Annotated in this window: 27 protein-coding genes; 15 read left to right on the top strand and 12 right to left on the bottom strand. The window is 67.3% G+C overall.

Annotation, left to right across the window (positions count from 1 at the left end; all coding sequences use genetic code 11):
- Nucleotide 1: 1 nt before the first annotated feature.
- Nucleotides 2-1,144 (bottom strand): DNA cytosine methyltransferase, encoded by a 1,143-nt coding sequence (locus tag ACP696_RS07460; RefSeq protein WP_426043630.1) that lies wholly within the window; start codon nt 1,142-1,144, stop codon nt 2-4.
- 16 nt (nt 1,145-1,160) lie between these two features.
- Here ACP696_RS07460 and ACP696_RS07455 point away from each other — a divergent pair, with 16 nt between their 5' ends.
- Nucleotides 1,161-1,625 carry a hypothetical protein gene (locus ACP696_RS07455; RefSeq protein WP_426043629.1) on the top strand — a complete coding sequence of 155 codons (465 nt, stop codon included), beginning with the start codon at nt 1,161-1,163 and terminating at the stop codon, nt 1,623-1,625.
- A 12-nt stretch (nt 1,626-1,637) separates the two neighbouring features.
- Here ACP696_RS07455 and ACP696_RS07450 read toward each other — a convergent pair whose 3' ends face one another.
- The 6 genes from ACP696_RS07450 to ACP696_RS07425 all read right to left on the bottom strand — a co-directional run bounded on the left by ACP696_RS07450 (nt 1,638) and on the right by ACP696_RS07425 (nt 6,930).
- Nucleotides 1,638-1,772 (bottom strand): hypothetical protein, encoded by a 135-nt coding sequence (locus tag ACP696_RS07450; protein WP_426043628.1) that lies wholly within the window; start codon nt 1,770-1,772, stop codon nt 1,638-1,640.
- A 134-nt stretch (nt 1,773-1,906) separates the two neighbouring features.
- Complete coding sequence (locus ACP696_RS07445; RefSeq protein WP_426010817.1) at nt 1,907-3,094, bottom strand: acetyl-CoA C-acyltransferase; 1,188 nt, start codon at nt 3,092-3,094, stop codon at nt 1,907-1,909.
- Nucleotides 3,095-3,195: 101 nt separating this feature from the next.
- On the bottom strand, nt 3,196-3,891 hold the full coding sequence (locus ACP696_RS07440; RefSeq protein ID WP_426043627.1) for a TPM domain-containing protein: 696 nt from the start codon (nt 3,889-3,891) through the stop codon (nt 3,196-3,198).
- The gene (locus tag ACP696_RS07435; protein WP_426043626.1) at nt 3,891-4,664 is read right to left on the bottom strand and encodes a TPM domain-containing protein; all 774 of its coding nucleotides are present in this window, start codon (nt 4,662-4,664) and stop codon (nt 3,891-3,893) included. The genes ACP696_RS07440 and ACP696_RS07435 overlap by 1 nt, the downstream gene beginning before the upstream one ends.
- 124 nt (nt 4,665-4,788) lie before the next feature.
- Nucleotides 4,789-5,451, bottom strand: a complete 663-nt coding sequence (locus ACP696_RS07430) for a LemA family protein (RefSeq protein WP_426010822.1) — start codon at nt 5,449-5,451, stop codon at nt 4,789-4,791.
- Between the two features lie 186 nt (nt 5,452-5,637).
- Nucleotides 5,638-6,930 (bottom strand): acyl-CoA dehydrogenase family protein, encoded by a 1,293-nt coding sequence (locus tag ACP696_RS07425; RefSeq protein WP_426029983.1) that lies wholly within the window; start codon nt 6,928-6,930, stop codon nt 5,638-5,640.
- A 320-nt stretch (nt 6,931-7,250) separates the two neighbouring features.
- Here ACP696_RS07425 and ACP696_RS07420 point away from each other — a divergent pair, with 320 nt between their 5' ends.
- The 14 genes from ACP696_RS07420 to sugE all read left to right on the top strand — a co-directional run bounded on the left by ACP696_RS07420 (nt 7,251) and on the right by sugE (nt 17,388).
- Nucleotides 7,251-7,586 (top strand): CC_3452 family protein, encoded by a 336-nt coding sequence (locus ACP696_RS07420; protein WP_426010826.1) that lies wholly within the window; start codon nt 7,251-7,253, stop codon nt 7,584-7,586.
- A gap of 153 nt (nt 7,587-7,739) precedes the next feature.
- Nucleotides 7,740-7,991, top strand: a complete 252-nt coding sequence (locus tag ACP696_RS07415; RefSeq protein WP_426043625.1) for a hypothetical protein — start codon at nt 7,740-7,742, stop codon at nt 7,989-7,991.
- 212 nt (nt 7,992-8,203) lie between these two features.
- Nucleotides 8,204-8,758 carry a F0F1 ATP synthase subunit delta gene (locus ACP696_RS07410; RefSeq protein WP_426010830.1) on the top strand — a complete coding sequence of 185 codons (555 nt, stop codon included), beginning with the start codon at nt 8,204-8,206 and terminating at the stop codon, nt 8,756-8,758.
- A gap of 51 nt (nt 8,759-8,809) precedes the next feature.
- On the top strand, nt 8,810-10,342 hold the full coding sequence (gene atpA, locus ACP696_RS07405; RefSeq protein ID WP_426010832.1) for a F0F1 ATP synthase subunit alpha: 1,533 nt from the start codon (nt 8,810-8,812) through the stop codon (nt 10,340-10,342).
- A gap of 9 nt (nt 10,343-10,351) precedes the next feature.
- Entirely contained in the window at nt 10,352-10,981 is a 630-nt protein-coding gene (locus ACP696_RS07400; RefSeq protein WP_426043624.1) for a pseudaminic acid biosynthesis-associated methylase, read from the top strand.
- 7 nt (nt 10,982-10,988) lie between these two features.
- Nucleotides 10,989-11,867 carry a F0F1 ATP synthase subunit gamma gene (locus ACP696_RS07395; RefSeq protein WP_426010835.1) on the top strand — a complete coding sequence of 293 codons (879 nt, stop codon included), beginning with the start codon at nt 10,989-10,991 and terminating at the stop codon, nt 11,865-11,867.
- Between the two features lie 58 nt (nt 11,868-11,925).
- On the top strand, nt 11,926-13,539 hold the full coding sequence (gene atpD, locus ACP696_RS07390; RefSeq protein ID WP_426043623.1) for a F0F1 ATP synthase subunit beta: 1,614 nt from the start codon (nt 11,926-11,928) through the stop codon (nt 13,537-13,539).
- Nucleotides 13,539-14,114 carry a hypothetical protein gene (locus ACP696_RS07385; RefSeq protein ID WP_426010838.1) on the top strand — a complete coding sequence of 192 codons (576 nt, stop codon included), beginning with the start codon at nt 13,539-13,541 and terminating at the stop codon, nt 14,112-14,114. Before atpD ends, ACP696_RS07385 begins: the two co-directional genes overlap by 1 nt.
- A gap of 5 nt (nt 14,115-14,119) precedes the next feature.
- Nucleotides 14,120-14,380 (top strand): ATP synthase F1 subunit epsilon, encoded by a 261-nt coding sequence (locus tag ACP696_RS07380; protein ID WP_426010840.1) that lies wholly within the window; start codon nt 14,120-14,122, stop codon nt 14,378-14,380.
- 59 nt (nt 14,381-14,439) lie between these two features.
- Nucleotides 14,440-14,691, top strand: coding sequence for a hypothetical protein (locus tag ACP696_RS07375; protein ID WP_426010841.1), 252 nt, complete (start codon nt 14,440-14,442; stop codon nt 14,689-14,691).
- Complete coding sequence (locus ACP696_RS07370) at nt 14,691-14,951, top strand: ATP synthase F1 subunit epsilon (protein ID WP_426010843.1); 261 nt, start codon at nt 14,691-14,693, stop codon at nt 14,949-14,951. The genes ACP696_RS07375 and ACP696_RS07370 overlap by 1 nt, the downstream gene beginning before the upstream one ends.
- 11 nt (nt 14,952-14,962) lie before the next feature.
- Nucleotides 14,963-15,925 carry a metallophosphoesterase gene (locus ACP696_RS07365; RefSeq protein ID WP_426010845.1) on the top strand — a complete coding sequence of 321 codons (963 nt, stop codon included), beginning with the start codon at nt 14,963-14,965 and terminating at the stop codon, nt 15,923-15,925.
- Nucleotides 15,926-16,081: 156 nt separating this feature from the next.
- On the top strand, nt 16,082-16,837 hold the full coding sequence (locus ACP696_RS07360; RefSeq protein WP_426010846.1) for a hypothetical protein: 756 nt from the start codon (nt 16,082-16,084) through the stop codon (nt 16,835-16,837).
- 227 nt (nt 16,838-17,064) lie between these two features.
- On the top strand, nt 17,065-17,388 hold the full coding sequence (sugE, locus tag ACP696_RS07355) for a quaternary ammonium compound efflux SMR transporter SugE (protein WP_426010848.1): 324 nt from the start codon (nt 17,065-17,067) through the stop codon (nt 17,386-17,388).
- Between the two features lie 25 nt (nt 17,389-17,413).
- Here sugE and ACP696_RS07350 read toward each other — a convergent pair whose 3' ends face one another.
- From ACP696_RS07350 to ACP696_RS07330, 5 genes are all read right to left on the bottom strand, one after another.
- On the bottom strand, nt 17,414-18,163 hold the full coding sequence (locus ACP696_RS07350) for an alpha/beta fold hydrolase (protein WP_426011295.1): 750 nt from the start codon (nt 18,161-18,163) through the stop codon (nt 17,414-17,416).
- A 44-nt stretch (nt 18,164-18,207) separates the two neighbouring features.
- The gene (locus ACP696_RS07345) at nt 18,208-19,596 is read right to left on the bottom strand and encodes an alpha/beta hydrolase (RefSeq protein ID WP_426010849.1); all 1,389 of its coding nucleotides are present in this window, start codon (nt 19,594-19,596) and stop codon (nt 18,208-18,210) included.
- 28 nt (nt 19,597-19,624) lie between these two features.
- Entirely contained in the window at nt 19,625-20,125 is a 501-nt protein-coding gene (locus ACP696_RS07340; RefSeq protein WP_426010850.1) for an RNA pyrophosphohydrolase, read from the bottom strand.
- The gene (locus ACP696_RS07335; protein WP_426010852.1) at nt 20,122-21,309 is read right to left on the bottom strand and encodes a divergent polysaccharide deacetylase family protein; all 1,188 of its coding nucleotides are present in this window, start codon (nt 21,307-21,309) and stop codon (nt 20,122-20,124) included. The genes ACP696_RS07340 and ACP696_RS07335 overlap by 4 nt, the downstream gene beginning before the upstream one ends.
- A 118-nt stretch (nt 21,310-21,427) precedes the next feature.
- Nucleotides 21,428-22,822, bottom strand: a complete 1,395-nt coding sequence (locus ACP696_RS07330) for a S41 family peptidase (protein ID WP_426043622.1) — start codon at nt 22,820-22,822, stop codon at nt 21,428-21,430.
- Nucleotides 22,823-22,861: the final 39 nt, after the last annotated feature.

Raw genomic sequence — 22,861 nt, 5'->3', positions numbered from 1 at the left:
GTCATTCGGCGGCGAGGCGCGCAGATTTCCTGAGGACGAGCGGGGTCAGAAGCTGTTCCGCCAGCCAACGCACCACCGGGGCCGCCACCCCGTCGCCGATCACATGCAGGCCGGCGGTCTGGCTCCTGGGCAGACGATAGCTGTCGGGCAGACCCATCAGCCGGGCGCCCTCCCGGGGGCTGATAAGACGCGAACGGACCTGTCCCCGGTCGATCACCAGCAGGGTCTGGCGCGAGGAGCCGCCGCGCGGGGTGCGCAGGCAGCCGGCCAGGCCGTCGAACCGCACCTCGGCCCGCTGCTCGCCGCCGCGCATGCGCTTGAACACCGCGCCGACCGCGCGTTCGCCCGAGGCCCTGCGAGCCTCGACGGCCGCGCGATGGGCTGGGGCCATCAGGTCGAGGAGGGTCCGGGTGGCCACGTCGGTTCGCCAGGCCATGTGGTCGTCGGTCTCAAGCACGGCGGCCAGGTCGGTATTGCGGGCCGGCGGCGCAGCCAGGCCCCACCAGGTCCAGGCGCCCTGCAAATCGGCGGGCAGGCGGGCATGGGCTTCGCGCACGGCGCGGGTGTGGAAGGCGCTCTCGCCGGACAGGCCCTCGACCGGCAGCCGCGTGGCGATCACGAACACCCGGGGCCGTGACTGGGGTGTGAACCGCGCCGCGTCGATCTCCAGCGCACCAAAGCGGTAGCCTTGCTCGGACAGCGCCCGGCACAGGGCGGTGAAGTCGGCGCCGCCATGCGAGGTCAGCAGGCCCACCACGTTTTCGACCACCACGGTGTCGGGGCAGCGACCTTCAGCGCTCAGCGCCTCCATCAGCCTCCAGAACCCGAAGAAGGCCGAGGAGCGGCCGCCCTGCAGGCCCGCGCGGGCCCCGGCCAGGCTGAAGTCCTGGCAGGGGCTGGAGGCCCAGGCGAGGTCGGCTTGTCCGGGCAGGTCGTCCGGCGCAATCTTCCAGACGTCGCCTTCATGGAAGTGCCCCTCGCCATTGGAAGAGCCGGCGTCTGCGTGATTCTCGCGATACGTCTTCGCCTTCACGGGGTCGAAATCGTTGGCGAAGGCGCAGGTCCAGGCCTCGCCCAGGCCCAGGCGCGCCATGCCGCCGCCGGCGAAGAATTCGTAGAAGGTAGGAGAGCCGTTCCGATTCATCGCGGAGGAGTCTAGCGTGAGCTGGCCCAATGAGGATAGCGCCGCCATGCTTCGTCCCACCGTCGCCGTTTGCTCGATCCTGTTGCTTGCGGCGTGCGGTGAGGCCCCGATGGGGGCGTCCGAGGGCGCGTCCTCGGCCCCGGCCGATGCGCCGGCCACAGCCCCGCCCGGCCCGGACTTCTCCGGCGACTTCAACCTGGTGGGGACCGAGCCGTTCTGGGGCGGAAAGATCAGGGCCGACGGCGTGAGCCTGTCGCGTCCCGATCAGTCGGAAGTCACCGCGGCCAACACCGGCGTGAAGGTCGAGGGCGAGGTCGGCGCGTGGGGCGTGGGCCACATGGTCATCAAGCTGACGCCCGAGGCCTGTTCGGACGGCATGTCGGATCGAAAATACGCCTATCGCGCCGAGGCGACGCTGAATGGCGAGGTGCTGAAAGGCTGCGCGGATCGGCCGGCGGCGCTGGCGGCCCAGCAGCCCTAGGCGCCGGCGAGCCTAGTTCGCCACCTCCATCAGCTCGTGCCGGCCCTGCATGTTGACGTCCTTGTGGACGCCGGGGACCGGCAGCAGCAAGCCGATCGACACGGCGGCGACGGCGAGCAGGGCGAACAGCGACTTGATGGCGGCCATGGCGGCGAGTCCTGGATCCCGCTCCGATGAGCGGTGATCGGCAACACAGATGGTTGCGGATATCCGGCGTTCAAGGGCGCGCACCTGGGGTGCGGCTGGGGACATGCGCATGCACATGCCCCCAATCCTTGTCCTCAGAAGATCTCGAACAGCCCCGCCGCGCCCATGCCGCCGCCGATGCACATGGTCACCACGCCCAGCTTGGCGCCGCGACGCTTGCCCTCCAGCAGCAGGTGGCCGGCGCAGCGGGCGCCGGTCATGCCGAAGGGGTGGCCGATGGCGATGGAGCCGCCATTGACGTTGTACTTCTCGGGATCGATGCCCAGGCGGTCGCGACTGTAGAGGCACTGCGATGCGAAGGCCTCGTTCAACTCCCACAGGTCGATGTCGTCGACCTTCAGGCCATGGCGCTCCAGCAGACGGGGCACGGCGAACACCGGGCCGATGCCCATCTCGTCAGGCTCGCAGCCGGCGACGGCGAAGCCCTTGAACAGGCCCAGCGGCTCCAGGCCGCGACGGGCGGCTTCCTTGGCGTCCATGATCACCACGGCGGCGGCGCCGTCCGACAGTTGCGACGCGTTGCCGGCGGTGACGAAATTGCCATCGCCCATCACCGGCTTCAGGCTGGCCAGGCCTTCCAGGGTGGTTTCGGGACGATTGCACTCGTCCTTGGTGACCACGTAGTCGACGAGGCTCTCTTCCTTGGTGACCTTGTCGACCACCTTCATCTTGGTGGCCATCGGCACGATCTCGTTGTCGAACAGGCCGCTGGCCTGGGCGGCGGCGATCCGCTGCTGGCTGCGCAGGGCGTATTCGTCCTGGTACTCGCGGCTGATATTGTAGCGCTTGGCGACGATGTCGGCGGTGTCGATCATCGCCATCCACAGGGCCGGCTTCTCGCGCATCAGCTTTTCTTCGGTGATGTGGAAGCGGTTCATGTGACCGCCGCCCTGCACCAGCGAGATCGACTCGACGCCGCCGCCGATCGCGACATTGGCCCCGTCGTTGCGGACATAGTTGGCGGCCGTGGCGATGGCCTGCAGGCCCGACGAGCAGAAGCGGTTGATGGTCTGGCCCGAGGTGGTGACCGGCAGGCCGGCCCAGATGGCGGCGTTGCGGGCGACGTTCATGCCGGTGGCGCCCTCGGGACCGCCGCAGCCCAGGGCCACGTCCTCGACCTCGGCCCCTTCGAGGCCGGCGCGCGACACCGCGTGCTGGATGGCGTGGCCGGCCATGGCCGCGCCGTGGGTGTTGTTGAAGCCGCCGCGGGCCGACTTGGCCAGACCGGTACGAGCGTAAGAGACGATGACCGCTTCGCGCATTGGGCGCACTCCCCTTTAAACGTTAGTTTGAATTTGTGGCCACCCTAGACTCGGATTTGGGCGGGGGAAAGATGACGCTTGGGGAAGGCGTGCTTTGGCGTTTAGCGCGGCAGAACCGTCAAGCTGTCTGGCAGCTCATTACTGTCGCCAGGACGCGGCGGGACGTGAGCGGCCAGGATCGCGCCAGTGCGCGCCACGGCGGCCACGAAGCCATCGGCGATCGCCCCGCGCTTGAGGCCGGCTGTCAGGTCGGCGACCACCGCGTCCCAGACGGCGTTCGGCGCGAGCGCATAGATGCCCTCGTCGGCGATCACTTCCACGCGATGCTCGGCCAAGGCGGCGAAGATCAGCACGCCGGTGCGGTCGCGGGTCAGGTGCAGGTCCTTGGCCAGGAAATAGTCCATGGCCGCCTGGCGCACGCGGGCCGCCTTGGCCGAGGCGGGGCTCAAGGCGCGGCGAACCGGCGGTATGGCCAGGATCAGGGCCGCCACGACGAAGGTCGCCGCCTGCAGGGCGGCATAGGTCAGCAGGGCCGACAGGATCGCCGCGTCATGGGCGGCGGCGTGTCCCACGGTCCAGCCGCCGAACAGCCGGGTCAGCATTTCGGGCCGGAAGCCGGCCACCAGGGCGATGGCCGGCAGCAGCAGGGCCGCTCCAAATGCCCAGATCAGCGGCGGCTGGCGGTCGTCGCCGACCTCGGGAGCCAGCACACAAAAGATTTCGCCGGCCGTGGTCTTCTCGGCCTCGGCCACGGCCTGGGCGATGCGGGCCTGGTCGGCTTCTGAAAGGGTCTTCATCACCAGTTCCCCGACGATCCGCCGCCGCCGAACGATCCGCCGCCGCCTGAGAAGCCGCCGCCGCCGCCGCCGCCGCCGCCGCCTCGGCCTCCGCCGCCGCTCAGCAGGCCGTTGAGAATGATCCACGGCAGGGCGCCGCCTAGGCCGGACGACCGGCCACCGCGCTGGCCTCGGAACAGGCGGCTAACGATGAAGACGACGAGGAACAGGCCGATGATCAGCGGCCAGATCGACCCGCCGCCGCTCGACCGCTCGGTGGCCGGCACGTCGAAGGCCTGCTGGGCTTTCGCCTTGGCTTCGTCCTCGGGCAGGGCCAGTTGCTGGATGACGGCGTCGGTCCCGTCGACGATCCCGCCCTGCATGTCGCCGGCCTTGAACTTCGGCAGGACCGCGCTCTGGATGATGACGCTGGACAGGGCGTCGGTGAGGATTGGCTCCAGGCCGTAGCCGACCTCGATGCGCACCTTGCGCTCGGTGGGGGCGACCAGAAGGATGACGCCGCTGTTCTTGCCCTTCTCGCCGATGCCCCAGGTCCGGCCCAACTGGTAGCCATAGTCCTCGATGTCGTAGCCCTGGAGGCTGGGCAGAGTGACCACCACCAACTGGCGGCCGGTTGTCTGTTCGAGGGCCTGCAGCTTGGTGGTCAGCTCGGTCTCGACCTGGGGCGACAGGACATTGGCGCCATCGACGACACGGCCACTCAGGGCCGGGAAGGTAGGGGCGGCCAGCGCCGGTCCGGCCAGCAGGGCGAGCGCCGCCAAAAGCGCGCCCATAAATCCCTTCATCCCGGCGAAGGCCGGGACCCAAGCCGAGCGGGCAGTTGTGACGCGGCGCTCCGATCGGAGACTCGGCTTGGGTCCCGGCCTTCGCCGGGATGAGTGGAAATAAGAAAGCAATTTACTGGGCCGGGGCCGGCGCGGGCCCGGTGTTCACCGTCGGGGCCGGCGGGGCGCTGAAGTCGACATTGGGCGCGGACTGGGCCGTGGCCGTGGCCTGGAACAGCTGGGCCGGCTTCTGGCCGCTATAGAGGGTCTTGGCCCACAGCACGCTGGGGAAGGTGCGCAGGGTGGTGTTGTAGACCTGGGCGGTCTGATTGTAGTCGCGGCGGGCGATGGCGATGCGGTTCTCCGTGCCTTCCAGCTGGCTCTGCAGGGCCAGGAAGTTCTGGTTGGACTTCAGGTCCGGATAGCTTTCCTGGATCATCATCAGCCGGCCCAGCACGCCCGACAGCTTGTCCTGGGCGGCGGAATATTCCTGGAACTTGGCCGGATCGGTGATCGTCGAGGCGTCAACCTTGACCTGGGTGGCGCTGGCGCGGGCCTCGGTGACCTCGACCAGCACGCTCTTTTCCTGGGCGGCGTAGCCTTTCACAGTGGCGACCAGATTGGGGATCAGGTCCGCCCGGCGCTGGTACTGGTTCTGCACCTCGGCCCAGGCGGTCTTGGTCGCCTCGTCCTGGGTGGGGATCTTGTTGACGCCGCAGCCGGCCAGCAGGGCGGCCCCCACGAAAACGGTTGCAATGACGGGGGCGAGACGGGCGATCGTTTTCAGCATCCGCATGGAAGTCCCTCGAGGCCTGTTTGGATGCGGCGATTGCGCCGCTTTGTCGAAGCGCACTTAAGAACGGGGCGCGCGTGGATGCAAACAGGATGACGACCTGCGGCCGGGGACATGCCGTTGTGGCATGTCCCCGCCCGTAAGCTCCGCGCCCGGCATGGGGACACGCCCAAGGGCATGTCCCCATCTCTACAGGTCCGCGAACGCCGCTTTTCTCGGTCCCATGTAGCCGAACAGCCAGGCGGCCACCTTGCGCATCTGGATCTCCTCGGACCCCTCGGTGATCCGGTAGCGGCGGTGGTGGCGATAGATGTGCTCGAACGGCTTGTGACGCGAATAGCCCAGGCCCCCGTGAACCTGCATGGCCTGGTCAGCGGCCTCGCAGACCAGGCGGTTGGACCAGTAGTTGCACATCGACACCTTGTCGGAGAGGCGCTTTTCCACCTCGGGCTTGGACATCTGGTCCATTTCCCAGGCGGTCTTGCGGATCAGCAGGCGCAGCATCTCGACCTGGGTGGACAGCTCGACCAGCGGGAACTGGATCGCCTGGTTCTCGGCCAACGGCTTGCCGAACGGCTTGCGGGCGCGGGCGTACTTGATGCTTTCTTCTATGCAGAAGCTGGCCGCGCCCAGGCTGGAGGCGGCCTGGCGGATGCGGTTCTCGTGCACGAAGTGCTGGGCCAGGGCCAGGCCGCCGCCCTCGGCGCCGAACATCGCGTCGTCCGCAACCCAGACCCTGGTGAAGCTGACCCTGGGATGGTCGGTCGGCATGTTGAAAGTCCAGAGATATTCCTCGATCTTCACGCCGGGCGCATGGGCCGGCACCAGGAAGCATGTGATGCCCCGCGCCGAGCCGTCCTCGCCGCTGGTGCGGGCGAACAGGGCGCAGTGGGTGGCGGCGTGCATGCCGGTGGTCCACATCTTCTCGCCGTCGATCCGCCAGCCAGCGACGCCGTTGTGATCCTCGCGGACGGCGCGGGTCTCCATGAAGGTGGCGTCCGAGCCGTGGTTGGGCTCGGTGAGGCCGAAAGTCGGGCGGAAGGCGTGGCGATCCAGCATGTCGGGGATCAGGTGCTGCTGGTCGGGCCGGCCGAAGTCGCGGATCATCAGCACGAACGGATTGTTGCCGACGATCGAGTGCTCGTTTTGCAGGTCGTTGAACAAACCCAGGCCTTTGGCCGCCAGGTGCTCGCGGATCACCGCCATCCACAGGCTGGAGCCGTCCTGGCCGCCGTATTCGCGGGGCAGGGCGAAGCGGTAGTGGCCGGCGGCGTCGGCGAGGCCTCGCGCCTTGGCGAGAAGCTCCTCCCAATCGCGGCGCGGCAGGCCGCCGCCGTCCCAATCGGTGCGGGCCCATTCGCGGCGGTGGTCGAAAAAGCGCTCATTGTCGTGCTCGGCTTGCAGCGGCGCGATCTCGGCTTCGATGAAAGCGTCGAGCGTCGCCAGATAGGCCGTCAGTTCCGGCGGCAGGTTGAAGTCCATGGCGGCGCCTCCCTTAGAAGCTGTTTTTCGGAACGTGCGCCCGCGACGCTCCCCCGCCAACCCTGACGTGGCGGAACATCCGGCTTGGCGGCAGCTGGCCGAGTGGCGCCGGACTGAAACGCCCGTTTCATTAAAAAATGCTCATGCGAAACAAATACGCTTGCGCAATCCCTGAACACTGATATCTAAGCAGTGCTTAGTTCTGATCCGAAGCACCGGTGGGGATACCGATGCTGACCATCCCCGGATCGAACGACCAGTAACTCGCTTTTCGCCGATCATCGATCATTCCTACTCCCCGCATGTCTGGAGGGCTCATCATGAAGCTCCGCACCCTGGCGGCTTGCGCCGCCCTGTCCGTTTCCATGTTCGCCGGCGCCGCCTTGGCCGATGGCCGCATCGCCGTCGCCCTGGAAAACCCGTTGGCCGCCAAGACCAAGGTCGTCGCCGGCGGCGCGGTCTTCGTCTGCGAAGGCGCTGAATGCGTTTCGACCGCCGCCCCGTCGCGGGCCCTGACCGCCGGGTCGTGCAAGGTCTTGGCCAAGGAAGTCGGCCGCGTCGCCGCCTTCGGTGGCGAGACCAAGTCGCTGGACGCCGACGACCTGACCCGCTGCAATGTCGCGGCCAAGGGCGGCTCCGCCCTGGCGGCCAAGTAAGCTTTTCCCAGTACCTGGACGCGTACGGGCGCTTGCTCGCCCTGTCTGGCTATTTCCTCGAACATTCGCCTGATGGGGCGGCGGGCCTGTTCCGCCGCCCTTTTTCTTCGCGTGCCCCTTTTGGTTAAAAGGGAGCGGGGCCATGGACGCTACATGACAGTATCAACCGCTGCTTTGCTTGAAGACGCCCTGCGGGAGATCGCTGGCCCCGCGACCTTGCCCACCTCGATCACCATCGACTACGCCGGGCTGCCCCAAGTGGACGCGTTGGGCCTGCCGTCGAGCAAGGCCTGGATCGAGCGCTCGACCCGCAGCCTGATTTTCGCCCAAGCCGAGGTCCGCGCCGCCGACGGCGCCCTGGTCGCCGCGGCCTCGGCGGTGTTCCGCAGGGTCATCCAGACCTAGCCTCGCCGCTTTTGCCAGGGATGCGCAAACCTTACGCATCGGCCTTGGTTGCGAGTGCGAAGGACGCGTGTTATCAGGCTCGCGGCTTCGGACGGGGTGGTGCATCAGCGCCGGCCCTCAATGCGCTTTTCTAAAGCGCGTTCAAGCCTTTAAGCCGGGATGAGGGTTAAACTTCTTGTCCGCGGCGATTTGCAACGCACCGGGCGGAACAAGTGGCGGACGAAACCAAGGCGACGGATGCGGGTCAGCGCTATGCGCAGTCCCTGTTCGAACTGACGATCGACAACAACCAGCTGACCCAGGTCGAGGCCGACCTGAAATCGCTGCGCGTGATGGTGGCCGATAGCGCCGACCTGCGCCGTCTGATCGATAGCCCGGCCTTCACCGCCGAGGACAAGGCCAAGGGCTTCCGCGCCGTCGCCGCCAAGGCTGGCTTCCAGATCCTCACCGCCAAGTTCCTGGGCCTGGTGGCCCTCAACGGCCGGGCTGGCGACCTGATGGGCGCCGTCACCGCCTTCATCGAACTGTCGGCCAAGCATCGCGGCGTCGTCACCGCCGAGGTCGTCACCGCCAAGGCCCTGACCCCCGCCCAGCTGCAGGGCGTCTCGGCCGCCGTCAGCGCCTCGCTGGGCAAGGTTCCCGAAATCTCGACGCTCGTCGATCCGTCCATCCTGGGCGGCATCAAGGTGCGCGTCGGCTCCCGCCTGTTCGACGCTTCGCTTCGCAGCAAGCTCGATTCCCTGAAATTCGCCCTGAAGCGCGCCTAAACCTCTATAAGCGCCGTCAAAATATAAAATCGCAGAGAGCCCAAGACAGCCATGGACATCCGCGCCGCCGAAATCTCGGCCATCCTCAAGTCGCAGATCGCCAATTTCGGCGAAGAAGCCGCCGTTTCGGACGTCGGCCAGGTTTTGTCCGTCGGTGACGGCATCGCGCGCATCTACGGTCTGGACAACGTCCAGGCCGGCGAGATGGTCGAGTTCCCGAAGGCCGGCGTGAAGGGCATGGCCCTGAACCTCGAGCGCGACAACGTCGGTTGCGTGATCTTCGGCCAGGACCAGGCCATCAAGGAAGGCGACGAAGTCCGTCGTCTCGGCGAGATCGTCGACGTTCCGGTCGGCCGTGGCCTGCTGGGCCGCGTCGTCAACCCGCTGGGCGAGCCGATCGACGGCAAGGGCCCGATCGTCTCCACCGAACGCCGCCGCGTCGACGTCAAGGCGCCCGGCATCATACCCCGCAAGTCGGTGCACGAGCCCGTGCAGACCGGCCTGAAGTCGATCGACACCCTGATCCCGGTCGGCCGCGGCCAGCGCGAGCTGATCATCGGTGACCGTCAGACCGGCAAGACCGCCGTCGCCATCGACACCATCCTGAACCAGAAGATCGCCAACGCCGGCACCGACGAGAGCGCCAAGCTCTATTGCGTCTATGTCGCCATCGGCCAAAAGCGCTCGACCGTCGCCCAGATCGTCAAGACGCTCGAAGAGCGCGGCGCCCTGGACTACACCATCGTCGTCGTGGCCTCGGCCTCCGAGCCGGCGCCCTTGCAGTACCTGGCGCCGTTCTCGGGCTGCGCCATGGGCGAGTGGTTCCGCGACAACGGCCTGCACGCCCTGATCATCTATGATGACCTTTCCAAGCAAGCCGTCGCCTATCGCCAGATGAGCCTGCTGCTGCGCCGTCCGCCGGGCCGCGAAGCCTATCCCGGGGATGTGTTCTACCTGCATTCCCGCCTGCTGGAACGCGCCGCCAAGCTGAACGAAGATAATGGTTCGGGCTCGTTGACGGCCCTGCCGATCATCGAAACCCAGGCCAACGACGTTTCGGCCTATATCCCGACCAACGTGATCTCGATCACCGACGGCCAGATCTTCCTGGAAACCGACCTGTTCTACCAGGGCATCCGCCCGGCCGTGAACGTCGGCATCTCGGTGTCGCGCGTCGGCTCGTCGGCCCAGATCAAGGCGATGAAGCAGGTGGCCGGCGCGATCAAGGGCGAGCTGGCCCAGTATCGCGAAATGGCCGCCTTCGCCAAGTTCGGCTCGGACCTCGACGCCTCGACCCAGAAGATGCTGGCCCGTGGCGAGCGTCTGACCGAGCTGCTGAAGCAGCCGCAATATTCCCCGCAGGCCGTCGAAGAGCAGGTCTGCGTGATCTATGCCGGCACCCGCGGCTATCTGGACGCCATCCCGACAAGCAGCGTTCGTCGCTTCGAAAGCGAACTGCTGGCCCGCCTGCACAGCCAGCACAAGGATCTGCTGGACGGCATCCGCACCAAGAAGGCCCTCGACAAGGATCTGGAAGGCACTCTGAAAAGCGTGCTCGACACCTTCTCGGCGACCTTCGCCTAAAGGCGATCGATGGCCGCTCACCCCAAATCCATGGACGCATGGTCCGGCGAATTTGGCGACCGCTACACGCAACGTAGCGCCGCCAACGCCGAGGCCGTTCGCGGCCGTGCGCGGGTCTGGGGTGAAGTGATGCGGCGCATCGTCGGCGCGCCGCCGAAGAGCGTCTTGGAAGTGGGGCCCAATGTGGGTCTCAACCTCCTGGGCCTTGCGGCGGTGTCGGACATGGAGCAGTGGGCGATCGAGCCCAATGCTTCGGCCCGCAAGGAACTGGTCGAGAACGGCGTTCTGCCGGCCGAGCGGCTCTTCGAGGGTTTCGGGCACAGCATCCCGTTGGCCGACGGCGCGGTGGACATGGCCTTCACGGCCGGCGTCCTGATCCACGTCGATCCCAGCCAGTTGGAAGCGACGATGCGCGAAGTGCATCGCGTGGCCGCCAAGTACGTCTTCTGCTCGGAGTATTTCGCGCCGAAGGCCGAGACGATACCCTACCGCGGCGAACAAGATCTTCTGTTCAAGAACGATTTTGGCTCGCTCTACATGGATATGTTCCCAGATCTGCAGTTGGTCGATTACGGGTTCTTCTGGAGAAGAACGACCGTGATGGACGACAGCACCTGGTGGTTGTTTAGGAAGGTCTGATAGGCGGATGGCAAGCCTAAAGGAGATGCGCAATCGGATCTCAAGCGTCAAGGCGACGCAAAAGATCACGAAAGCGATGCAGATGGTCGCGGCGGCCAAGCTCCGCCGCAGCCAGGATGCTGCGGAAGCCGCGCGCCCCTATGCGCGACGGCTGTCGAACGTCATCGCCAATCTGGCGGCGAGCGTGACCGGTGACGGCGCGCCGCCGCTGCTGGCTGGCACGGGTCGCGACGATCGTCACCTGATCGTCGTCGCCGCCGCCGACCGCGGCCTGGCCGGGGGCTTCACCTCGTCGATCGTCCGCGCCGCGCGCGAGCGGATCGACACCCTGATCCGCCAGGGCAAGGACGTGAAGATCGTCTGCGTCGGCAAGAAGGCGACCGGCCAGCTTCGCCGCGTCTATGCCGACCGCATCGTCGAGAACTTCGACCTGTCGGCCTATCGCCAGTTCACCCTGGCGGTCGCCCAGCCGATCGCCGACCACGTCACCCGCCTGTATGAAGCCGGCGACGTGGACGTGGTCACCCTGTTCTACAGCCGCTTCAAGTCAGTAGTCATCCAGACCCCGACCGCCCTGCAGCTGATCCCCGCCGTCGTCGAGGGCGGGGCCGCCGCTCAAACCGGCGCCAGCGCGGTCTACGAGTACGAACCCTCGGAAGAGGAAATCCTCGAGACCCTGCTGCCGCGCAACCTGACGGTCCAGATCCTGTCGGCCCTGCTCGACAACATGGCCGGCTTCTACGCTAGCCAGATGACGGCGATGGACAACGCCACGCGCAATGCGGGCGACATGATCAAGCGCTACACCCTGGAATATAACCGCTCCCGTCAGGCTCAGATCACCAAGGAGCTGATCGAGATCATCTCCGGCGCCGAAGCCGTCTAATCCTGACTTCCAACCATAAAAACGCCCGCACGAGCCCGCACGAAAGACCCTGAACGCCATGGCCAAGATCCCCGCTAAGGCTCCCGCCGCCGCCGAAACCCCGGTGACCGTGGGCGCCCCCGTCGCCGCCACCGTCAAGCCGGCCCGCAAGCCGGCCGCCCCCAAGGCCGCCAAGCCCGTCGCTCCGGCCGCCGCCCCCGCCGTCGCCGGCACCCGTGAGGCGCCCGCCACGATCGGCGCGGCCACCGGCAAGCTGGTCCAGGTCATCGGCGCCGTCGTCGATGTGGAATTCACCGGCGAACTGCCGGCCATCCTCAACGCCCTGGAAACCATCAACATCGCCTCGGGCCAGCGCCTGGTGTTCGAAGTCGCCCAGCACCTGGGCCAGAACACCGTCCGCGCCATCGCCATGGACGCCACCGAGGGCCTGGTCCGCGGTCAGGCCGTGCGCGACACCGGAGACTCGATCCGCGTCCCGGTCGGCCCCGGCACCCTGGGCCGGATCATGAACGTCATCGGCGAGCCGATCGACGAGCAGGGCCCGATCAAGTCGGACATGTACCGCTCGATCCACCGCGAGGCCCCGTCCTTCGCCGAGCAGACCAACACCGCTGAAGTGCTGGTCACCGGCATCAAGGTCATCGACCTGATGTGCCCCTACACCAAGGGCGGCAAGATCGGCTTGTTCGGCGGGGCCGGCGTCGGCAAGACCGTGACCATGCAGGAATTGATCAACAACATCGCCAAGGCTTACGGCGGTTATTCGGTCCTGGCCGGCGTGGGCGAACGCACCCGCGAAGGCAACGACCTCTATCACGAGATGATCGAGTCCAACGTCAATGTGGACCCAAAGATCAACGGCACCACCGAAGGCAGCCGCTGCGCCCTGGTCTATGGCCAGATGAACGAGCCCCCCGGCGCCCGCGCCCGCGTGGCCCTGACCGGCCTCTCCATCGCTGAATATTTCCGCGATGAAGAAGGCAAGGACGTGCTGCTGTTCGTCGACAACATCTTCCGCTTCACCCAGGCCGGCGCCGAAGTGTCGGCTCTGCTGGGCCGCATCCCCTCGGCCGTGGGCTATCAGCCCACCCTGGCCACCGAGATGGGCAACCTGCAGGAGCGCATCACCTCGACCAACAAGGGTTCGATCACCTCGGTCCAGGCCATCTACGTGCCCGCCGACGACTTGACCGACCCGGCGCCCGCCGCCTCGTTCGCCCACCTGGACGCCACCACCGTTCTGTCGCGCGACATCGCCGCCCAGGCCATCTTCCCCGCCGTCGATCCGCTGGACTCGACCTCGCGGATCATGGACCCGTTGGTCATTGGCGAAGAGCACTACAACGTGGCCCGTTCGGTCCAGGAAGTGCTTCAGCAGTACAAGTCGCTGAAGGACATCATCGCCATCCTGGGCATGGACGAGCTGTCGGAAGAGGACAAGCTGACCGTCGCCCGGGCCCGCAAGATCTCGCGCTTCCTGAGCCAGCCATTCCACGTGGCCGAGCAGTTCACCAACACCCCCGGCGCCTTCGTCGCGCTGAAGGACACCATCCGCTCGTTCAAGGGCATCGTGGACGGCGAATACGACCACCTGCCGGAAGCCGCCTTCTACATGGTCGGCGCCATCGAGGAAGCGGTGGCCAAGGCTGAAAAGCTGGCCGGCGAAGCCTGATGAGAGCCCTCGCCCGGATACTGACTGTCGTCGCGGTTCTCGCGGCTGGCGGTTCGGCATCCGCGGCGGACCTGGCTTCAGGCGCGGATGCGTTCATCTCGGGCGCCGCGGCGTGCGAGGCGACGTTCGCGGCCTTCCCAGATGGTCTACGCCCCACGCCGTTCACGGAGCAGGCTCGCGATCAGTTCGAGAAGGCTGGCTTCAGCAAGTCCAAGGCAGGCAAGAAAAATCCCGAGATCGCCCGTGCTCTTTCGGGCTCGGTTCTTTCTCAGACTTTTGAAGCGACGGAAGCCAAGGTCTACGGCAGCAGTTTCTTGACGGTGCAGGGCGGCGCTCGGGCTTTTTGCCGGGTGACTGCCTATGATGCGCCAGGGATCGAACAAAAGCTGTTGGATCATTTAGGCGATGGCGCTTCGGGCTGGAAACTGGATATGCGCCCGAGCGCTGGCAATGAGGTCTGGATGTATTCTCGATCGGTTGGTCCAGGTTCGGACATCAATATTCGGATCTTCAAGCGCGATTTGACGGAGGGCGACGCTGCCCCCGTGACGATCGCCATAATGTCTTACGGCTGAGCGTCATGGCCAAGCTCCACTTCTCACTCGTCGCCCCCGAGCGCGAACTGTTCTCCGGCGAGGTCGATCAGGTCGATGCGCCGGGCGCCGAAGGCGACTTCGGCGTCCTGCCGGGCCACGCCCCGTTCATGACCACGCTGCGCGAAGGCCGCATCACCGTGAAGAACGGCGCCGGCACCAAGCTGTTCGACATCCAAGGCGGTTTCGCCGATGTCGGTGAGGGCGGCCTGACCATACTGGCCGAGCACACGGTCGAAGCGGCCTGATCTTCCTTCTCCCCTCGCGGGAGAAGAAAACATCCCGACTTCATGCTATGGACCACCCCATGACCGACACCGAATTCGAAACCGTGAACTTCTGCTGCGAAGAGCTTGAGGAGGCGGTGTCTTCCGACCCCGAGGCCTCGCTGATCGAGCATGACAGCGGTTTGATCCTGCTCAACCTGGGTCATCGCGAAGAGGAAGGTGAGAGCGGCGTCGTGCTGGCCACCATCCGCTTCTGCCCGTTCTGCGGGACCGAGATCCAGACCGACGAAGACATCGAAGCCGCCCTGGGCGCCGTGGAGATCGTGGAATAATGGCCAAGCTGCACTTCTCCCTCGTCGCGCCCGAGCGCGAACTGTTCTCCGCCGAAGTCGATCAGGTCGATGCGCCCGGCGCGGAAGGCGATTTCGGCGTCCTGCCGGGCCACGCCCCGTTCATGACCACCCTGCGCGAAGGCAAGGTCACGGTTCGCGACGGCTCCACCGTGCGAGTGTTCGACATCCAGGGCGGTTTCGCCGACGTGGGCCCGGACGGCTTCACCATCCTGGCCGAACACGCGGTCGAGGCGGCCTAGGCGTTTCACGCATGACCGGGCACAGCATCATGTTGCTGGCCTGGATTGGCGCGGTGACGGGATTACCTATTGTTTTCACGGCCTGGGCGTTCATGCGGCGCTCAGGCCGTTTGCGTCTGGCTTGGGCGGTGGCTGGCCTGTTGCTGGTCGCCTACGGGCTGGGGGTCTGGGCCTTCCTGGTCGAGCCTAATCTGCTGGTCGTGCGGAGGGTGACGATCGAGTCGCGCACCTGGACCGGCCCGCCGGTGCGCCTGGGCTTGATCAGTGACACCCATGTCGCCGCGCCCCACGTCGATCCGGCCCGCGTTGCGCGGGTGGTGGCGCGGATGAACGCGCAGCATCCCGACGTCGTCCTGCTTCTGGGCGACTATGCGGGCAGTCACGAGTCCGCAGCCACTCGGGCCGCGCCACAGCGTTCGGAAATCCTGCGCGGGATTTCCGCGTTCCAGGGCCTCAACCCCCGCCTGGGGGTCTACGCCGTGCTGGGCAATCACGACTGGTGGTATGATGGCGGCGCGACCGAGCAGGCCTTAGTCCGGGCCGGTGCTCATGTGCTGGAGAACCGCGCCTTGCGAGTTGCCAGGACCAAGGGTCCGTTCTGGGTGGCAGGTCTGGCCGACCTGGATTCGAAGCGGGCGACGCCGTCCTATCCCGTGGCCATGGCCAACGTGCCGACATCCGAGCCGGTGGTGGTTATGAGCCACTGGCCCGACCCCTTCGCCCAGGCGCCCGACCGGGTGGCCCTGACCGTCGCGGGCCATACCCATTGCGGACAGGTCAACCTGCCGGTGATGGGGCGGCTGGTCCACGCCTCTCAGGCGTCGCGCCAGTGGGGTTGCGGGGCCTATGTTGATCGGGGGCGCAACCTGTTCGTGACGGGCGGCGTGGGTGTGTCGATCCTACCTGTACGTTTCCGCGCACCACCGGAGATCGTCGTGGTCACGCTCAAGGGCCAGGACCTCCGATCGGAATGACGCCTGGTTTGCACGCCTGAGGCGTCACGCCGCACTCTTGGGCGAGTAAATTACACCTGTGACCCAATCTCGGCCTTAATCGGTCACCATAAGGGTTGCGAGGGAACGCCTGTCGGCTTTAATGCCGACCTCTTGCCTATTGGGGATATCTCGACCATGCGCCTCGCGCTCGCCAGCCTGATCGCACCCATTTTCCTGGTTGGGGGCGCGGTCTCCACCGCCGTCGCCCAGCAGCCCGCTCCGACCGCCGCGCCGGCGACCACCCCGGTTCCGGCTCCGGCTCCGGCCGCTGCGCCCATGCCCATGCCCATGCCCATGCCGATGGCCCCGGCCGCCACCAGCCCCGCCGCGCCCGCTCCGGCCGACCAAGCCATCCCGCCGGTCGCCGCCCCGGTCGCCGGCGCCGAGCCGGCCTATGTCGAGCCGGTGCGTCCGCCGCCCTCGACCGATCCGGTGTCGCTGCAACTGCTGAGCATCCTGGACCGGGTCTGCAAGCCCCTCGTGGTTGGCGGCGACTTCCCGAGCCTGGCCAAGGCCGCGGGCATGAAGAAGAAGAAAGAGAAGTTCGTCCTCGACATCGGCAAGCCCTACCAGATCGCCATCGACAATCCAGGCTCCAACAAGAACGTCTGCACCGTCACCATCCAGTACGCCCAGACCGTCGAGCAGGCCCAGTCCCTCGCCACCGCCCTGCACGACTGGGCGACCTGGGAGAACAAGCCGCAGCTGCGCCTGATCCGCAACGACCAGACGATCGGCACGGACTTCAAGCGCTTCACCGTCTCGTGGGACGACGCCTGGGCCGACGGCCACGCGGGCCTGGTCTATATGCGCCTGAAGAAGCTGGACGACAGCTCGGTGGGCAAGAACTACGAGCAGGCCCAGGTGCTCTACAGCACCACCAGCCGCTAGAGCATTTCCCGACCTGACTGCGTCAGGCCGTGAGCTCTCATCTTTTGTTTTGAGGCATTTTTCTTCACGCGAACCGCAACCACTTCGCTCGAAAAATGCCCTAGGACCTTCGCCGATCGGAGGCTTGCCCTCCAGTGCGACAAGACTATCTAGGAAAGGCGCGGGGACGACCCCGCGCCTTTTTCGCGTCTCCGGGGACGACCCCGCTCTGAACTCAGGAGCCGGTCATGGCCTGGATCATTCTCTTCATCGCGGGTCTGTTCGAGATCGGCTGGGCCGTGGGCCTAAAATATACCGAGGGCTTCACCCGGCCGGTCCCGATGGCGTTGACAGCCGCATGTTTCGTCGCCAGCCTGGGCCTGCTGGGCTGGGCGCTGAAGTCCCTGCCGCTGGGCACGGCCTACGCGGTGTGGACCGGGGTCGGCGCTGTCGGTACGGCCATCGTCGGCATCGTGGTGTTCAAGGAGCCAGCCACGGCGGCCCGGCTGGTCTGCCTGGGGCTCATCGTCTCGGGCATACTGGGGCTGAAGCTGTTCACGCCGGCCCACTGAGGCCGAAGCCCACATCCCCCGAAGGTCAGGCCGCGACGCGACCTTCATGCCCAATGAAGTCCAGGCAGGCTTCGGCGACGGCTTCCCAGCCCGGTTCGCCCGGCAGCCAGTGGCTCATCGTCGGGAAGACCTCGCAGGACCCGCCCAGCCGCGCGGCGGTCTGGCGAACGGTGGCGGGCGGATGGATCACGTCCTTGCCGCCGGCGATCGCCAGAGTCGGCACGCCCACGGGGCTGGCGCCGGTGGTCATGAACGGGTCCATGAACCAGTTCAGGGTTTCCCACAGCGCCCGGCCGCTCTCGGCGGTCATCTTGGCGTACAGCGCCTTGCGCTCGTCACGCGGCAGGCGGTCCAGCGTGTAGCTTTCAACCACGCCGAAATCGGGCGCCACGGCCTGTAGCCAGTACGGACCCAGGGCATAGAGGCTGACGGCCGAGGCGGCCTCCTCCAGCGACGAGCCCGTCACGCCCCAGGGCGGCGAGGGGGCCAGCAGGATCAGGCGCGACACCGGGGCGCGGGCCGCCGCCATTTGGGCGACCAGCCCGCCCATCGAGTGGCCGATCAGGATGGGCGGCTCATCGCAGGACTCGCACAGGGCGGCGATTTGCTTGGCGTAGTCGACCATCGAGCGGCCGGCGACCGAGGCGCCGTCGCCATGGCCGATCAGGTCGGGGGTCTGGACGACGTGGCCCGCCGCCTCGAACGGTTGACGGAACGTGTCAAACGTCCAGCCGCCGCAGAAGGCGCCGTGCACCATGATCACCGGAGTCGCCACGCGCGCCTCGCCCACTCGTTCGGCCAAAGCGCCGAACGCTCAGCCTACACGCTCTTCTTCGGCGCGGGTGAAGATTTGGCGGTCGCCTTTGTCGCGGGAACCTTGGGCTTGGCGGCGGCCTTGACCGGAGCCGGCGCCTTGGCGAGGGCGGCGGCCTTCGGCTTGGCGACTGGTTTCGGCGCGCCGGCCCTGGCTGGAGCCTTGGTCACAGCGGGGGCGGCGGCGGGCTTGGCCCCGGCCTTGGGCTTGGCGGCGGGCGTGGGCTTGGCCGTCATATCGGGCGTGGGGACAGGCGACGCGGCGAGCTTTGCGGGAGCCTTGGGCGCCGGCTTGGCGGGGGGCGGAGTCTTGGCGACGGGTGGGGACGCCGGGGCTGGAGCGGGCTTGGCGACCGACTTGGCTTTGGCCGGAGCCTTTAGGCTCGCCTTGGCCGCCGGCGCGGGGGCGGGCGGCGCTGGCGCTGGCGCGGTCGCGGGCGCGGGCGCGGGCGCGGAAACGGGCTTGGCCTGGGGCGCCGCCTTGGCTCTCGGGGCGGGCTCGAGGGGCTCGAGGGGCTTGGCGGCGGGCGCCGGGGTCACGGCGGGTTCAGCCTTGGCCAGCTTCGCCGCGGGGGCGGCCTTGGTCACCGGGGCCTTGGTCACCGGGGCTTGGGCGCCCAGGCCCCGGGCGTCGAGCCAGGCGTCCACATCGGCCAGGATCTTGTCGCTGCCGGGCTCGTCGATCAGCCAGTGGGCGTTGTCGGGATATTCCTTGAAGGTGGCGCCGCCATACTTCTTGCCGACCAGGCGAAGGTCCCCGATCGGCGTGGTGCGGTCGCGGGCGCCGGCCAGGATCAACACCGGCGCGGTGATCTTGGCGGAGTCGATCGACACGGTCTTGTTCGGATCACGATCGGGATAGGCCAGGTCCGAAAGAGCCCGGCCGCTGTCATGCACCGTGGTGGCGAAGATCGCCTCGTGGCGCTCGGGCGGCGTCCGGTTCAGCACACCCCAGTTGAAGCCCATCTTCCAGATCTTGACTGCCTTGGTCTCGGGACTGGAGGTCATGGCGATGTTGAGGAAGGTGAACATCGGCGCGAGTTTCGGGCCGCTGCGCGCGTCGGCCGGCGAGGCCGGGGCGAACAGCACGATTCCCGACACCAGCCCCGCCTCGGCCAGCTTCTGGGCGATCAGCCCGCCCATCGAGTGCCCGAACACCAACGGCTTTTCGCCGTCGCGCTTGGCGATCGACTGGGCCAGGTCGCTCATCTCGGTGACATAGTTGGCGAGGGTCTTGCCGATCAGGCCGGCCGGCGGCGGACCCACGGTGCGCAGGGTGGCATGGATGGTGGGGGTTTCGACGCCATAGCCGGCGGCCTTGAAGCGCGCTGCCACCGGGGCCCAGCTTTCGCCGGCGGCGCCGAAGCCGTGGATCATCAGAATGGTCTTGCTCATGCCGCCCTACCTCTAGCGCGGCCTGGCGTCAGCCGCCGCGCGCGTACCCACCGAAGGCGGCGACGACCTGTTCGTACACCGCGCGTTTGAAGGGTACGATCAATTCGGGCGTTTCGTCGAGCGTGGCCCATCGCCAGGCGTCGAACTCGACGTGGGCGTCGGCCTCCAAGTCGATCTCCGACTCCTCGCCCGTGAAGCGGAAGGCGAACCACACCTGCTTCTGACCCTTGAACCCGCGCGCCTTCTTCGACGAGGCGAAGTCGGTGGGGAAGTCATAGATCAGCCAGCCCTCGGTCTGGGCAAGATGGTCGGCGGAAACGACGCCAGTCTCTTCCTTTAGCTCGCGCCGCGCCGCCTCCAGCAGGTCCTCGCCGTCATCGACGCCGCCTTGCGGGAACTGCCAGTTATATGGCGCGGGCTGCCTATGGCGCTTGCCCAGCCAAACGCGGCCATCGGCATGAAACAGCACGACGCCGACATTGGGGCGATGATCGGGATACGCGTCGTCGGCGGGCTGGCTGGCGTTCATCGCTTGGCCATGGCCGAGGCGGGGGCCAGTTGCAAACCCCGCCCGGACAGGCCCGCAGCCCAGATCTTCACCTGGTTGATGGTCACCGGATAGGCGAACCCCGAGCCCAGGGCCTGGCCGCGCCCGGCCGCGCCGGTCTCAAGCATCTTCAACTGGCCGTCGATGGCGCCTGCCGCCAGTTCGTCGTCAATGATCCGGTCGGCCGAGGCGCGGGGGATCGGACCGCCGCGCAGGGACGCCTGCCCGTCGTCGATGAAGGCCAGGCCGCGCGCCTTCAGGGTCAGGGTGAAGGTGGTCATGGCCGCGTCATTGGTGACAAAGCGCGAGCCCAGATAGTTGGTCAGTCCAAAATAGCCGGTGGCCCGCGACATCAGCCATTCCATCTTGCGGACGGTGTCTTCCGGCCGATTGGCGGTGATCAGGGTGAAGGGGCCCGGATCATTGGCGGGGTAGTCGACCGGCTCCATGGGGGCTTCCAGCAGCACCTCATGGCCGTGGTTGCGGGCCAGGTCGATCCAGCCCTGCAGGCCCTCGGCATAGGGGGCGAAGGACAGGGTGATCTCGGGCGGCAGGGTCTCGATGGCGGCGCGGGTGGTCTGGGGGTTGAGGCCCAGCCCGCCGATCACCAGGGCCACGCGCGGCCGCCCGTCGGCGGTGAAGGGGCGAGCATAGGCCTCGGCGGCGGTGCGACCGTCGCCGGCGATCACCGGCAGCAGGCCGCCGCCGGGACCGGGCGTCGACAGGCCGGCGAACGGGGCCTGGAGCAGCGGCCCCCCGGGCGCGGCGACAGGCGGCGGCGCGGCGATGTCGCCGGCCACGGTGATGGTCGCCTCGTCCGGATGCTCGGCGAAGGGCTGGGCCGACAGGTCCAGGGCGCCCGGCGTCAGCGGCGCCTCGTGGTCGGATTCGTTGACCAGCGCCTCGCGCCAGCCCTGGGGCGCGTTGAGCGTGGCGCCGATCTTGGCCAGCTGCACCCGGATCAGCGGCGAGCCCTTGTTGGGGTCGCCGGTCAACAGGATCAGGGCGCACAGGCTCAGCAGGAACAGGAACGCCGCCGCGCTGGCCCCGATATAGGGATTGGCCGCCGCGGCCAGCAGCTTGGCGCGCAGGTCCGGGGCGTCACCGCGGCCCAAGGCGGAGGCGGCGTGGCTAAAGGCGGGCTTGCGGGAAAACGACACGGCCATGGGCGCGAGGCTAGCCGGTCAGCGCCGAATATATGGTTAACGAAGGGTGCGACGGAATGGGCGGAGCGGGCCATTTCGGAACCCTCTCTTTCTGGGAGAGGGTCTCTTAACCAGCCCCCTACTTCTTCTCCACCGCCGGGCCTTTACCCGCCGCCGCCGCCGCAGCCTTGGCCGTGACTTCGGCGATCTTGGCCTGGGGCTTGGGCAGTTTGGGCACGGCTTCGACCGAGCCGGCCTTCAGCACGGCCAAGCCGCGTTCCAGCTGGAAGTCGCCCTTCTTCTCGTCGAAGCCGGGGGGCGGGGCCTCGGCCGGGGTGTGGACGCCCTGGCGGGTCTTGCCCTCGTCGGCATTGAGGGCGTTCTTGAAGCTGGCCTCACTGAACCACACGCGGTTGGCGATGTCCTGGGCCTGGTCCTTGGTCTGGGCCACCTCCAGGTCGGGTTCGATGCCGGTCTTCTGGATCGAGCGCCCCGACGGCGTGAAATAGCGGGCCGTGGTCAGCTTGACGGCGCCGTCGGCCCCGCCGCGCAGCGGGATCACGGTCTGGACCGAACCCTTGCCGAAGCTGGTGATGCCCACCAACTCGGCGCGATGACGGTCTTGCAGGGCGCCGGCGACGATTTCCGCCGCCGAGGCCGAGCCCTGGTTGATCAGCACCACCATCGGCAGGCCGTTCAGCAGGTCGCCGGGGGTGGCGTTCAGGCGCTGGATGTCGCGCTTGTCGCGGCCGCGCTGGCTCACCACCTCGCCGCCGTCCAGGAACAGGTCGGCCACGCCCCGGGCCTGGTCGAGCAGGCCGCCGGGATTGTTGCGCAGGTCGAGGATCAGCCCCTTCATCTTGGGGTTCTTGGCCTTCAGGTCGGTGATCGAGGCGCTGAGGGCGTCGGTGGACTTTTCGGTGAAGCCCGGCAGGCGCACATAGCCGTAGTCGCCTTCCATCCGGGCGATGGCGGCCTTGGGCTTGATCACCTCGCGCACCAGCTTGACGTCGAACGGGTCGGTCTTGTCGCGGGCGATGGTCAGGGTGACGCCTTCGCCGGCCGCGCCGCGCATCTGCTTGACCGCCTCGTTGACCGTCAGGCCCAGCACCGACTGGCCATTGACTGCGGTGATATAGTCGCCGGCCTGGATGCCGGCCCGCGCGGCGGGGGTGCCGTCCATCGGCGAGATCACCTTGACCACGCCGTCCTCGCTGGTCACCTCGATGCCCAGCCCGCCGTATTCGCCGTGGGTGGTGTCGTTCATGTCCTCGAAGCTGTCGGGCGACAGATAGCCGGAATGCGGATCCAGGCTGGTCAGCATGCCGTCCAGCGCCGCCTCGATCAGCTTCTTGTTGTCGACCTCGGAGACGTACTGGGTGTCGACCGTCTGGAGCACGTCTCCAAACAGTTCGAGCATCTTGTAGGTCTCGCCCTTGGTGGCGTTGGTCGCCTGGGCGATGGGGCTGACATAGGCCATGGTCCCCGCGCCGAGGACGAAGGCCGAAACACCGATGAGCAGGTACTTGCGCATGTGGCCTGGAAGGCTCCCTGACGACGCTCTCGCGCCGCG

The organism is Caulobacter sp. DWR3-1-2 (assembly GCF_049896225.1).
GTDB lineage: Bacteria > Pseudomonadota > Alphaproteobacteria > Caulobacterales > Caulobacteraceae > Caulobacter.
The sequence above is the reverse complement of the archived record's forward strand: the minus strand, read 5'-3'. Positions and strand labels throughout refer to the sequence as shown.